An 11,763-nucleotide genomic window follows, 5' to 3' on the forward strand; every position below is an offset into this window, starting at 1 on the left:
GTGCGATCCGGCGGCTTTCAGGACCTGTGGTAGGGATGACCCGACAGGATCGTCGCCACCCTGTAGAGTTGTTCACCCAGCATCACCCGCACCAGCTGATGCGGCCAGGTGAGCGCCCCGAACGACATCACCAGCTCGGCCTGGCCGCGCAGCGACGGATCGTGGCCGTCGGCGCCACCAATGGCGAGGACCAGCGCCTTGCGTCCGCCGTCGCGCAACTGTCCGAGACTGCCGGCGAAATCCTGTGAAGACAGGCTCTTGCCTCGCTCGTCGAGCAGGATGAGGGCCGTACCTGGCTGCAGTTGTGCCTGCAGCCGCGAACCTTCGTCGCGCTGGCGCTCGGCGGCGCTCTGCGCGCGGCCCTCGACGATCTCGGTGATCCCGGCGAATTCGAGCCCCACGCCGGGTCCGCTCTTGGCGAACCGCTCGAAATAGCGGTCGGCTAACTCCCGCTCGGGGCCGGCTTTCATTCGGCCCACGGCATGAACTGAAATCCTCATCCTCGCCTCTATAGCCGCTAATGCATGTCACCCGACAGGGGGAACCGGTTTACGGCAACGACATGCATCGAACACAATCGGCTTAGTGGAGGGTCTCTTCCTCGAGATCCGGCGCCTGCCACATCTTTTCGAGATTGTAGAATTCGCGGACTTCGGGGCGGAAGACATGGACGATGATATCGCCAGAATCGATCAGGACCCAGTCGGCGCCTGACAGTCCCTCGACGCGCGCGGTGCCGAGGCCGGCATCCTTGAGCGCCTTGAGGAGATGGTCGGCGACAGCCGCGACATGACGGTGCGATCGGCCCGACGCAACGACCATGTAGTCGCCGAGGCTCGATTTCCCCTGAATGTCGATTGAGACAATGTTTTCGGCCTTGGAGTCTTCCAGACTGGCAAGGACTGTCTTGATGGCACGGGACACGGCGTCGTCTACGCTGATCCTGGCCGGCGAAGGCACGATGTCGGCCTTCTTCCGCAGTGCTGTTCTCAGTGTATTTCCTTTCGCAGCAAGAACAACCAAATCACCCCTTAAAGCAGGTGACACCACTTAGATAGGCAGAGTTCCGTTGCAGTTTCAAGACGGAACCCCGATCGACGCGAACTCGCCGAGTGGACTGTTGTTCCACGGGTGACGCAAAAACATCGGAACCCAGGCCTTCCACAGCGGTTACCGGCTGACCGACCAACCGGAATCCCGCCATGCCGATCGACCCGCAAGACACCCTTCTCACCGTCCAGACCGGCCTCGCGCAGCTGAGTACGCTGATCGTCTCCTATTCCTTTTCCGCCATCGGCGCCGTCATCCTCCTGGTGGTCGGCTACATCGTTGCCAACCTTGCCGAGCGCTCGATCTCGGCTGGCCTCGGCCATATCCATGGTTTCGACGCGACGCTGCGGCATTTCTTTTCAAAGATCGCGCGCTACGCCATTCTGATCCTCGTGGCCATCATGGTGCTCGGCCAGTTCGGCGTGCAGACTGCATCGATCATCGCCGCGATCGGCGCCATCGGCCTCGCCATCGGTCTCGCCCTGCAAGGCACGCTGCAGAACATCGCCGCCGGCATCATGCTGCTCGCGTTGCGGCCATTCCGCATTGGCGAGTCCGTTGAGGTCGGTTCCATTGCCGGTTCGGTCGAGGAAATCGGCCTTTTCGCCACCAAGCTCAGGACCGCCGACGGCATCTACATATTGGCGCCGAATTCGACGCTGTGGAATCAGCCGGTGCGCAATTTCACCCGCAACGGCGTGCGCCGCACCGACATCACGCTCAGCATCGGCTCCTGGAACGACATAGACGGCGCCCAGAAGACATTGCTTGCCATTGCCGGTGCCGAGAAGCGCATCCGCCGCGAACCGGCGCCGATCGCCTTCGTGGCCGGGCTCGGCGATACGACCGTTTCGCTCACCTTGCGCTACTGGACCGCGGCGGCGGACCATTTCGCCACCCAGATCGACATGACGAAACGCGCCAAGCAGGCCTTCGACAGCGAGGGCATCTCGATCCCGCAGCCGCCTCCGAAGGCACCGCCACCCGAGGCCCGCAAACAGTAATCAGTCGCCCCTGTGGCGGACCACTTCGTCCGGCGCGAAGGCGAGTTCGACCGGCAAGGGCGCTTGCGCCGACATCGGTGCGAAACTGCCCGTGGCGGCCGCCGGAACGCGGACCGCCGCGATCACCCGCCACAGCACGAAAAGGCAGAATGCCGAGGCGATGACGATGCCGACATAGATGAAGGTTGCCGTGCCGAAGACGGCGGAAAGCGCCGTGACAATGCCCGGCACGATGAAGCCGGCGAGTGACCAGGCAAACAGCATCGAGCTGGACAGGGCAAGCAGTTCATCCTTCCTGGCGCGGTCGGCGGCATGCGCGCTGGAGAGCGCATAGATCGATTCCGCCGCCCCGTCCCAGATCAGGTAGATCACCACCAGCGCCATCAGCGCACCGCCGTCGAAGGCGATGGCGAGCACGCTGGCAACGACCGCCAGCGCCGCGGCGCCGGCAAGCACGTAGCGCCGATCAGTACGGTCGGAGAGCCAGCCGAGCGGTATCTGCAGGATCAGCGTGCCGACCGGCATTGCCGACAGCAGCAGCGCGACATCGGCCTGGCTGTAGCCCTTGGCCGTCGCGTGGATGGGCGCGAAGCCGGAAATGATCATCGACAGGCCGCCGACCGCCAGCATGCCGGCGACGCCGACCGGCGAAATTCGCCAGGCTTGGCGCAACGCCACCGAAGCCGCCTGCGGCGCCGGCGGCTGGGCAAGGCGTGTCATGCCGACAGGCAGGATCGACAGAGCGGTAAAGGCGATGCCGATCAGCGACGCGGTGGCCGTGTGGATGTCGATCACGGCAAGCGTCGCATAACCAACGCCAAGACCGGCAATGTAGGCGACATAGAACACGGCCATCACCCGGCCGCGTACGGCGTTCGGCAGCGCGTCGTTGAGCCAGCTTTGCGCGACGATGAACAGGCCGCATATGGCAAAGCCGTAAAGCGCGCGCGCCACGATCCACAGCAGCGGGTGCGGTCCGGCGCCGATGGCGGCATTGGACAGCGCGATCAGCGCCGACAGCACCATGAAGGCGCGGGCGTGGCCGACCCGGCGCACCAGCGGACCGGTCAGGATACAGCCGGCGAGGCCGCCGGCCGACAGGCCGGTGACGATCAGCCCTGCCCAGACCGGATCGAACCCTTCGACGCCGAGCCGGACGGGGATATAGGCGAACATCAGCCCGTTGCCGATGGCAATCAGCGCCATCGACACGATGACACTGGCAATCGCGATCAGCGGCGCAGGCGTGCTGCCCTGGTCGGGATCGATCGTGGGATGGGTTTTCTTGTGAATCGCCATGGCTGGTCAGCATCGCCCATGGGTCAGGCGGACGCCGCTGTAAAAACGACATGGCCGGACGGACGAGACGCTCAACCCTTCGCCATCTTCCGGATCGCGCTCGACGACAGCAAGGAACGCGGACCGTGGATGAAGGTCCAGGCCGGCGCCTTCATCCGCGCAAGCCTTGGCGCGTCGCCTTCGTCGATGCGGGCGTAATCGAAGGTCTTGGCGACAACCGACGACAGAAAGGACAGTGTCGCGCCGGGTCGGTCGATGACCGCGATCGGAAAGGTCATGACGATCTCGCGCCAGCGCTGCCAGCGATGGAAGTCCCGCAGGGAATCGGCGCCCATGATCCAGACGAAGTCGACGCCGGGATTGCGCGCCTTGACCAGCGCCAGCGTGTCGGCGGTGTAGCGCACATTGTGTGCCGCCTCGAAGGCGGTGACCTTGATCTTCGGGTTCTTGGCGATCTTCTCGGAAAGCACGATGCGCTCGCCCAGCGGCGCCAGTTCGCGCGTGCTCTTCAGCGGATTGCCTGGGGTCACCATCCACCAAAGCTGGTCAAGCGCCAGACGCCGCAAAGCGATTTCGGCGACCAATGCGTGGCCGGCATGCGGCGGGTTGAACGAACCGCCGAACAGTCCGACGGCCAGCCCTTTCTCGGCATGCGGCATCTTCAGATAGCTGGAGGGTATCGCCGGTTCGGAAGAGGCCAGCATCGCTTCAGGCTCTGGCGACGAAAAGCTTCAAGGCCTCACCTGTCCCGACCCGCGCACGCGATATTTGAACGAGGTCAACTGCTCGACGCCGACCGGCCCGCGCGCGTGCATCTTGCCGGTGGCGATGCCGATCTCGGCACCCATGCCGAACTCGCCGCCATCGGCGAACTGCGTCGAGGCGTTGTGCAGCAGGATCGCCGAATCGATCTCGTTGAAGAACCGTTCGACCGCCTTCGCGTCCTCGGCGACGATCGCCTCGGTGTGGTGCGAGGAGAAAGTCTCGATATGCTCGATTGCGCCATCGACGCCGTCAACCAGCTTCACCGCGATGACGGCGTCCAGATATTCGGTCACCCAGTCGGCATCGGTCGCTGGCTTGGCGTCGAAGAACATTTTCATCACTTCTTGATCGGCATGGATCTCGCAGCCGGCGGCGCGCAGCGCGTCGAGGATCGGCACCAGATGGGTGGCGGCGACCGCACGGTCGACCAGCAGCGTTTCGGCGGCACCGCAGACGCCGGTGCGCCGCATCTTGGCGTTGACGGCGATCCGCACCGCCATGTCGAGCTCGGCGGAGCGGTCGATATAAAGATGGCAGATGCCTTCGAGATGGGCGAAGACCGGCACCCGCGCCTCGCTCTGCACCCGCCCGACCAGGCTTTTGCCGCCGCGCGGGATGATGACGTCCAGATTGCCGCCAAGCCCCTTGAGCATCTCGCCGACCGCGGCGCGGTCGGTGGTCGGCACCAGCTGGATGGCATCCGCGGGCAGACCGGCCGCCTTCAGTCCCTCGACCAGGCAGGCATGGATCGCCGAGGAGGAATTGAGCGAATCCGAGCCGCCGCGCAAGATGACCGGATTGCCGGCCTTGAGGCAGAGAGCGCCGGCATCCGCCGTCACGTTCGGTCGGCTTTCATAGATGACGCCGACAACACCGAGCGGCGTACGTACGCGCTCTATGCGCAGACCGTTCGGCCGCTCCCACGCGGCGATGACATCACCGACTGGATCGGGCAGGGCAGCGATTTCGCGAATACCGTCCGCCATGGCGCGGATGCGTGCCGGATCGAGCTTCAGCCGATCCATGAAAGAGCCGGAAAGCCCGGATTCGTGGCCATTCGAGACATCGATGGCGTTGGCGTCGAGAATGTCCCGCGCGCGGGAAATGATCGCGTCGGCCATAGCGACAAGAGCGGCGTTCTTGGCGGCGGCGGTGGCGATGGCCAGCGGTCGGGCGGCAGCGCGGGCGCGGCGCCCGATATCGGCCATCAGCGCCACGGTGTCGTCCCCGGATTTTTCATGCAGCTTCAGCATGGCTCATCCTCCGCTTGTGTCGCTTCCGGCGTGACTTACGACGAGATCGTCGCGGTGGATCATCGCCGAACGCGCCTCGTAACCGAGCACCGTCTCGATCTCGGCCGTCTTCAGGCCTGCGATCCTTACGGCATCGGCGGCATCGTAGGCAACCAGCCCGCGCGCGATCTCGCGGCCTTCGGGCGACAGGATCGCCACCGTGTCGCCGCGGGAGAAATTGCCGCTGACCAGCTTGACGCCGGCCGGCAGCAGCGACTTGCCCGAAATGAGCGCGCCGATGGCGCCGGCATCGACGGTCAGCCGCCCGGCCGGTTCGAGCTGGCCGGCGATCCAGGTCTTGTAGCCTTTCACCGGATTGGCGCTGGGCTTGAAGAACGTCGCGCGCTCGCCGCGCTCGATCGCCATCAGCGGCGACAGCCTTGTGCCGGAGGTGATGATCATCGCCGTGCCCGCAGCATTGGCGATCTTGCCCGCGTCGAGTTTGGTACGCATGCCGCCGCGCGACAGCTCGGACGCGGCGGCTCCCGCCATCGCTTCGATGTCTGGTGTGATGCGGTCGACCACCGGAATGAACTTTGCACCGGGGTCCGACGCTGGCGGCGCGGTGTAGAGCCCGTCAATGTCGGAGAGCAGCACCAGAAGGTCCGCGCCCATCATGGTGGCGACGCGGGCCGCCAGCCGGTCATTGTCGCCATAGCGGATTTCGGAGGTCGCCACCGTGTCGTTCTCGTTGATGACCGGCACCGCCTTCATCTTGAGCAGCGTCGATATGGTGGCCCGCGCGTTGAGATAACGCCGGCGCTCCTCGGTGTCGCCGAGCGTCAAAAGGATCTGGCCCGATTTCAAGGCACCCTTGCCGAGCGCGTCCGACCATGCGCCGGCGAGCGCGATCTGCCCTACGGCGGCGGCGGCCTGGCTCTCCTCGAGCTTCAGGGCGCGCTTGCCAAGGCCAAGGATGGTGCGGCCGAGCGCGATGGCGCCCGACGACACGACGAGGATTTCGGCGCCTCCCTGGGCAAGCACCGCGATGTCGTCGGCGAGCGAGGCCAGCCAGTCGCGCTTCAGGCCGCTCGCGCGGTCGACGAGCAATGCCGAGCCGATCTTGACGGTGATGCGCCGGTATTTCCTGAGCGGCTGCATGGCCTTACTTTTCCCAGCGCGACTCGACCGGCGCGGCGATCCGCGCACGCGCCTCCGCGATGACAGCCATCAACGCCCGCTGCACCGCCTCGACGCCCTCGCCGGTGACCGCCGACAGCAGCATCGGCGCGCGGCCGGCGGCACGCTTCAGCGAGGCAACCTTCTTCTTGCGCGCGTCTGCGTCGAGCGTGTCGACCTGGCTCAGCGCCAAGATCTCGGCCTTGTCGGTCAAGCCGTGGCCATAGGCCTCGAGCTCGGCCCGCACGGTCTTGTAGGCCTTGCCCGGGTTCTCCTCCTGCGCGGAGACCAGGTGCAGCAGCACGCGCGTGCGCTCGACATGGCCGAGGAAGCGGTCGCCGATGCCGACGCCCTCATGCGCGCCTTCGATCAGACCTGGAATGTCGGCGATGACGAATTCGCGCGCATCGATGCGGGCGACGCCGAGACCCGGATGCAGCGTCGTGAACGGATAGTCGGCGATCTTCGGCTTTGCCGCGGTGACCGCGGCAAGGAATGTCGACTTGCCGGCATTGGGCAGCCCGACCAGACCGGCATCGGCAATCAGCTTCAGCCTGAGCCAGATGTTGAGTTCTTCGCCGGGAAGGCCGGGATTGGCGCGTCGCGGCGCCTGGTTGGTCGAGGTCTTGAAATGCTGGTTGCCGAAGCCGCCATTGCCGCCCTTGGCCAGGAGAAAGCGCTGGCCGACGACGGTCAGGTCGCAGATCAGCGTCTCATTGTCCTCTTCGAAGACCTGCGTTCCGGCCGGCACTTTCAGCGTGACATCGGCGCCCTTGGCGCCGGTCATGTTGCGGCCCATGCCGTGGACGCCGGTCTTGGCCTTGAAATGCTGCTGGTAGCGATAGTCGATCAACGTGTTCAGCCCGTCGACCGCTTCCAGCCAGACATCGCCGCCGCGGCCGCCATCGCCGCCATCCGGCCCACCGAACTCGATGAACTTCTCGCGCCGGAACGACACCGAACCGGCGCCCCCGTCACCGGAGCGGACATAGACCTTGGCTTGATCGAGAAATTTCATGGGACTGCAGTTTCTTTTATTGGCCTTGCGGCATTGCTCTAAACCTTGGGCCTTGCTCTAAACCAAGGCGCGGCGAAGGGCGAGGCCGTTTTGTGACGATGGCCGCGCGGGGTTGGCCGGAGAGACGTCGGAATGAAGCTTGTAACCTACAACATCCAGTACGGCATCGGTCTCGATGGACGCTACGATCTCGGGCGCATCGCCGACGCGGTGCGCGGAGCCGACGTAATCGCGCTGCAGGAGGTCACCCGCAACAATCCCCGGAACGGCAGCCGCGACATGGTGGCCGAGATCGGCGAGGCGCTGCCCGATTATTTCGCCGTCTATGGCAGCAATTTCGAGGCCAATATCGGCTCGCGCATCGAGGACGGCCGCGCCATCACCACGACCTTCCAGCTCGGCAACATGGTCTTGTCGAAAACGCCCATTCATCTGTCGCGCAACCTGTTGTTGCCGCGCAGCCGCAGCTTCGAGATGATGAACTTCCAGCGCGGCGCGCTGGAAGCCCTGATCGAGACGCCGCTTGGTTTCATCCGCTTCTATTCCATCCATCTCGATCACCGCAGCCCGGTCGAACGCGCCAGCCAGATCCAGTTCCTGCGCCAGCGCCTGTTGAACTATGCGCTCGAAGGCGGTGCGCTGTCCGGCGTCGCCGAGATCGGCCTGCCGGAACTGCCGCATCCGGAAGCCTTTGTCGGCATGGGCGATTTCAACATGCTGGCCGGCTCGCCCGAATATGTCGAACTCGCCGGCCGGCCGGACCATGAATTCGGCATGCCGCTGACCGCCGACTTCGCCGTCGATGCCGCCCTGCGCCTCGATGTCGCCGGCGACGATCTCGTCTCCTGGGTCGATCCCAACGACCCCACCAACGCCAGCCGCCACAAGCGCATCGACTATATCTTCACCAGCGCCTCGCTTGCCCGGTCGCTGAAGCGCCTGTGGGTCGACAGACAATCAGTCGGTTCCGACCACCGGCCGGTCTGGGTCGAACTGGGCTAAGCCCAAGTCCGGTCCCGAGCTGATTTGTACTGTTTCGCCCCACGCGCCAAGGTTTGCCGATATTCAGGTCAGGCCGGCCTCACCTGAATATCGACGCACCTAGAAGTGGATCCAATTGCGCAGGCTCGTCCAGGTTTTCCTGTCGAGCCGATAACGTTCGACCGGCACCTGGCCGGCGACGATCGAATTCAGCATGCCCTGGCCGGCATATTGGAAGCCGCATTTGTGGATGACGCGGCGTGAAGCCGGATTGATGACCCTGGTCGAGGCCTGCAGCACCTGGATCGACGTCTTCTGGAAGGCGAGGTCGACCAGCGCGTGCGCGGCTTCCGTGGCGTAGCCCTTCTTCCAGTAGGGCTCGCCGATCCAGTAGCCGAGCTCAAGGCCGCGATCGGTGGTGTTCAGCCCGGCGCAGCCGACGAAAGTGTCGGTGCCGGCCAGCGTCAAGGCATAGGCGATGCCGGCGCGCCGCGCCTTGGTCATGGCGAGGAAAGCACGTCCCTCGGCCTCCCCATAGGGGTGCGGCATGCGCGCCAGCATCTCGGCAACGTGACGGTTGTCGGCAAGTTCGACCAGTTGCGCGATATCCCGCTCATCGGGAGCGCGCATCACCAGCCGCTCGGTGACCAGCACCGGGCAATCTATCGCGTAACTTTCGTCTTCTGAATCTTCCGCTTCGGCAACCATTTGAAGTCCTCCAGGCACAAGAAAAAGGGGAGATGGAAACCCATCTCCCCTGATCCTTTTCCTGGTTTTGCCAGACACCGGTCCCGAGATGGGCGCCGGTGTTCTAGTGCGGAACCGGCTACTCCGCGGCTTTGGTAATCGGGTTGACCGATACGTAGGTTCGGCCGTTGGCTTTTTTGTTGAACGTCACGGCGCCGGTTTCGAGCGCGAAAAGGGTGTGGTCCGTGCCCATGCCGACATTGACGCCGGGATGCCAGGTGGTGCCGCGTTGACGAATGATGATGTTGCCCGGGATGACGGCTTCGCCGCCGAACTTCTTCACGCCCAGACGCTTGGAATGCGAGTCGCGACCGTTGCGCGACGAGCCGCCAGCTTTCTTGTGTGCCATCTAACTAACTCCGATGCGCCCATGGGCGCTTGAATGGTCTTATGAACGCGTTCGCGTTCCGTTTCAAGTCCGATCCGGCGACGTTTCGCGCCGGTTCGCCTTACTTCTTGGCCAGCTCCTTGGCCTGCTCGCGCCAGTCCTTGATCTGGTCGGCGCTGAACGGCATGTTCTCGTCGATCTTGGCAACGTCCTTCTCGGTCAGCTTGGCGAGCTGCGCGAAGGTGATGATGCCCTGCTCGGCGAGATCCTTGGCGGCGACCGGGCCGATGCCCTTGATCACGGTCAGGTCGTCCGGCTCGCCCTTCGGCGCCTTGAACAGCGGCGCGGCGACGGCCTCGGCCCTCGCGTCTACCTTGGGGGCGGCGTCCTTCTTGGCCTTGGCTTCCTTCGGCGCGGCCTCGGGAGCGACCTCAGCCTTGGCTTCCGCCTTGACGGCCGCCTTCTTGGCGGGCTTGGCGCCACCCAGCAGGATCTCGGAGATCCGCACGGTGGTCAAAAGCTGGCGATGGCCGATCTTGCGGCGCGAATTCTGGCGGCGACGCTTCTTGAAAGCGATGACCGTGCGGTTCTTGCCCTGCTCGACGACTTCGGCGGTCACCAGGGCGCCATCGACGAACGGCGCGCCGAACGTGACATTCTCGCCCTCGCCATGAGCGAGCACGTGGCCGATCTCGACGATGTCGCCGACATTGGCTTCGACTTTTTCGATCTTCAGGAGATCGTTGGCGGCAACGCGATACTGCTTACCGCCCGTTTTAATGACTGCGAACATTTTTTGCCTTTCGCTGTTCGGTCGGCCTTGATGAACCGCCTCTGGCGGTTCGGCCGTCTTTTTGTCAGTCTGCGGGTTCAAAAAACAAGCGGCGTGGAAGAACCCTCCACGCCGATTGCGCGCTGTCCCTAACCGAAGGTTGCGTGGGAGTCAAGGCAACGGGCCGGTTTCCCTGCGATGCGGGCGAGACTCCTGCCCAGGACGGAGCGTGGCACTCCGAACGAGCCCGGACAGGAAGCTGAATTTCCGGTGGATTTGGCCTTGTAACCTGCCCGTTCAGCCGTTATCTAGTGCGCCGCGCCGGCAACGGCCGACCATGACCGCGGAGAGGTGGCAGAGTGGTCGAATGCACCGCACTCGAAATGCGGCATGGGTGCAAGCCCATCGGGGGTTCGAATCCCTCCCTCTCCGCCATTCCCCCAAATAGAAAATGCCGGCGGCATCGGCTACCGCCAATTCGCGGGTTCGTCCCCATCCTCGGCGATAATGATCGCCGACAGGCGCCGGCATGCACGCGGCGGGACGCGACCGGCTGTCGCGGGTCGGAAAATAAGAAGCGATGCCGAGGAACCAAAGCATGTCCCTCAAGTTCGATATCCGTTTCCAGGGGAGATCGAGTTCAGCATGCAAGGTCGAGGGCCAATCAAGGCAGCACTTCGAGCACAGGCCGATGAGGTACGCATCCGCATCGGCATCCTCCAGCAGGAGTTGACCACCAACCGCAAAAGCATGGGAGGCACATTGCGGTTGGGGTACGAGATAAAGTCGAGGAAAGTCCTTCTGGCGCGTCTGGAAAGGGTATTGGCGCAGTACTCGCCGGGCTGCCTGCTTGACGACGTCCCGACGCTGCGGCGCTCCGAGACAGGCCCGCGATCGCAAGGCTCCCATTGCAGCCTCTGACGCTGCAGCCATTCGAGCCAACGCCCACCCCAGACGGATGGTCAGGGCCTGGCGGCGCTTTCTGCAGACAACTGTGCCGTACGGCAGCCTTCGCCGACGCGCTCGCGGGAACCTGCGTTACCGTGGAAAGTTCCTGCTGATGGCAAATCACCCCATTACCGGCGCGCTCACCTCGATCGGCACGTGGACCTCTCGTCCGGCAGCATTCCTGGTCCTGCTGGCCTATGCGATCTTCTGGATCGTTTTCGACCGGCAAAGCTTGAACTGGCATGGCGCGGCTACGCTCCTCACCTGGGCCATGACGCTCTTCATTCAGCGGGCTGAACATCGCGATACCCAGGCCATTCATGCCAAGTTGGACGAAATGCTGAGATCAAACAGTTCGGCTTCGACCATCACCCGCATCGACGATGAAGAGCCCGAGGACATCGAGAAACATCGCGATCGCAAGCAGCAGGGCGACTAAC

Annotated in this window: 13 protein-coding genes and 1 tRNA gene; 4 read left to right on the plus strand and 10 right to left on the minus strand. The window is 64.2% G+C overall.

The window, feature by feature from the left end; all coding sequences use genetic code 11:
- Window positions 1-17 precede the first annotated feature (17 nt).
- Window positions 18-500, minus strand: a complete 483-nt coding sequence (gene rlmH, locus FJ527_RS08415) for a 23S rRNA (pseudouridine(1915)-N(3))-methyltransferase RlmH (protein ID WP_140822645.1) — start codon at window positions 498-500, stop codon at window positions 18-20.
- Window positions 501-582: 82 nt separating this feature from the next.
- On the minus strand, window positions 583-960 hold the full coding sequence (rsfS, locus tag FJ527_RS08420) for a ribosome silencing factor (RefSeq protein WP_015315198.1): 378 nt from the start codon (window positions 958-960) through the stop codon (window positions 583-585).
- Between the two features lie 242 nt (window positions 961-1,202).
- On the opposite strand from rsfS, the gene FJ527_RS08425 reads away from it, so the two are divergent.
- Window positions 1,203-2,054 (plus strand): mechanosensitive ion channel domain-containing protein, encoded by an 852-nt coding sequence (locus FJ527_RS08425; protein WP_140822647.1) that lies wholly within the window; start codon window positions 1,203-1,205, stop codon window positions 2,052-2,054.
- Here FJ527_RS08425 and FJ527_RS08430 read toward each other — a convergent pair whose 3' ends face one another.
- From FJ527_RS08430 to obgE, 5 genes are all read right to left on the minus strand, one after another.
- Window positions 2,055-3,353, minus strand: coding sequence for an MFS transporter (locus FJ527_RS08430; protein ID WP_140822649.1), 1,299 nt, complete (start codon window positions 3,351-3,353; stop codon window positions 2,055-2,057).
- 71 nt (window positions 3,354-3,424) lie between these two features.
- Window positions 3,425-4,057 (minus strand): nicotinate-nucleotide adenylyltransferase, encoded by a 633-nt coding sequence (locus FJ527_RS08435; RefSeq protein ID WP_224591736.1) that lies wholly within the window; start codon window positions 4,055-4,057, stop codon window positions 3,425-3,427.
- Between the two features lie 27 nt (window positions 4,058-4,084).
- Window positions 4,085-5,371: a glutamate-5-semialdehyde dehydrogenase gene (locus FJ527_RS08440; RefSeq protein ID WP_140822651.1), complete on the minus strand. Its 1,287-nt coding sequence runs from the start codon at window positions 5,369-5,371 to the stop codon at window positions 4,085-4,087.
- A 3-nt stretch (window positions 5,372-5,374) separates the two neighbouring features.
- Window positions 5,375-6,511: a glutamate 5-kinase gene (gene proB / locus FJ527_RS08445; RefSeq protein ID WP_015315193.1), complete on the minus strand. Its 1,137-nt coding sequence runs from the start codon at window positions 6,509-6,511 to the stop codon at window positions 5,375-5,377.
- A 4-nt stretch (window positions 6,512-6,515) separates the two neighbouring features.
- A complete protein-coding gene (gene obgE, locus FJ527_RS08450; RefSeq protein WP_140822653.1) occupies window positions 6,516-7,547 on the minus strand; it encodes a GTPase ObgE in 1,032 nt (343 codons plus the stop codon).
- 132 nt (window positions 7,548-7,679) lie between these two features.
- Here obgE and FJ527_RS08455 point away from each other — a divergent pair, with 132 nt between their 5' ends.
- Complete coding sequence (locus FJ527_RS08455; RefSeq protein ID WP_015315191.1) at window positions 7,680-8,549, plus strand: endonuclease/exonuclease/phosphatase family protein; 870 nt, start codon at window positions 7,680-7,682, stop codon at window positions 8,547-8,549.
- A gap of 99 nt (window positions 8,550-8,648) precedes the next feature.
- On the opposite strand, the gene FJ527_RS08460 is transcribed toward FJ527_RS08455, so the two are convergent.
- From FJ527_RS08460 to FJ527_RS08470, 3 genes are all read right to left on the minus strand, one after another.
- Window positions 8,649-9,236, minus strand: a complete 588-nt coding sequence (locus FJ527_RS08460; RefSeq protein WP_140712513.1) for a GNAT family protein — start codon at window positions 9,234-9,236, stop codon at window positions 8,649-8,651.
- Window positions 9,237-9,354: 118 nt separating this feature from the next.
- Window positions 9,355-9,624 (minus strand): 50S ribosomal protein L27, encoded by a 270-nt coding sequence (gene rpmA, locus FJ527_RS08465; protein WP_015315190.1) that lies wholly within the window; start codon window positions 9,622-9,624, stop codon window positions 9,355-9,357.
- A gap of 100 nt (window positions 9,625-9,724) precedes the next feature.
- Window positions 9,725-10,396, minus strand: a complete 672-nt coding sequence (locus FJ527_RS08470) for a 50S ribosomal protein L21 (RefSeq protein WP_140822654.1) — start codon at window positions 10,394-10,396, stop codon at window positions 9,725-9,727.
- 324 nt (window positions 10,397-10,720) lie between these two features.
- Between FJ527_RS08470 and FJ527_RS08475 the strand changes: the two genes are divergently transcribed.
- Window positions 10,721-10,810, plus strand: a tRNA-Ser gene (locus FJ527_RS08475).
- Window positions 10,811-11,369: 559 nt separating this feature from the next.
- Window positions 11,370-11,762, plus strand: coding sequence for a low affinity iron permease family protein (locus FJ527_RS08480; protein WP_348642613.1), 393 nt, complete (start codon window positions 11,370-11,372; stop codon window positions 11,760-11,762).
- Window position 11,763 lies beyond the last annotated feature (1 nt).

The organism is Mesorhizobium sp. B2-4-18 (genome assembly GCF_006441385.1).
Taxonomy (GTDB): Bacteria; Pseudomonadota; Alphaproteobacteria; order Rhizobiales; family Rhizobiaceae; genus Mesorhizobium; species Mesorhizobium australicum.

Bases quoted from the DNA above. Each gene is read 5' to 3' on its own strand.
- rlmH (WP_140822645.1), bottom strand. From the start codon at position 500: ATGAGGATTTCAGTTCATGCCGTGGGCCGAATGAAAGCCGGCCCCGAG.
- FJ527_RS08425 (WP_140822647.1), top strand. From the start codon at position 1,203: ATGCCGATCGACCCGCAAGACACCCTTCTCACCGTCCAGACCGGCCTC.
- FJ527_RS08430 (WP_140822649.1), bottom strand. From the start codon at position 3,353: ATGGCGATTCACAAGAAAACCCATCCCACGATCGATCCCGACCAGGGC.
- FJ527_RS08435 (WP_224591736.1), bottom strand. From the start codon at position 4,057: ATGCTGGCCTCTTCCGAACCGGCGATACCCTCCAGCTATCTGAAGATG.
- FJ527_RS08440 (WP_140822651.1), bottom strand. From the start codon at position 5,371: ATGCTGAAGCTGCATGAAAAATCCGGGGACGACACCGTGGCGCTGATG.
- proB (WP_015315193.1), bottom strand. From the start codon at position 6,511: ATGCAGCCGCTCAGGAAATACCGGCGCATCACCGTCAAGATCGGCTCG.
- obgE (WP_140822653.1), bottom strand. From the start codon at position 7,547: ATGAAATTTCTCGATCAAGCCAAGGTCTATGTCCGCTCCGGTGACGGG.
- FJ527_RS08455 (WP_015315191.1), top strand. From the start codon at position 7,680: ATGAAGCTTGTAACCTACAACATCCAGTACGGCATCGGTCTCGATGGA.
- FJ527_RS08460 (WP_140712513.1), bottom strand. From the start codon at position 9,236: ATGGTTGCCGAAGCGGAAGATTCAGAAGACGAAAGTTACGCGATAGAT.
- rpmA (WP_015315190.1), bottom strand. From the start codon at position 9,624: ATGGCACACAAGAAAGCTGGCGGCTCGTCGCGCAACGGTCGCGACTCG.
- FJ527_RS08470 (WP_140822654.1), bottom strand. From the start codon at position 10,396: ATGTTCGCAGTCATTAAAACGGGCGGTAAGCAGTATCGCGTTGCCGCC.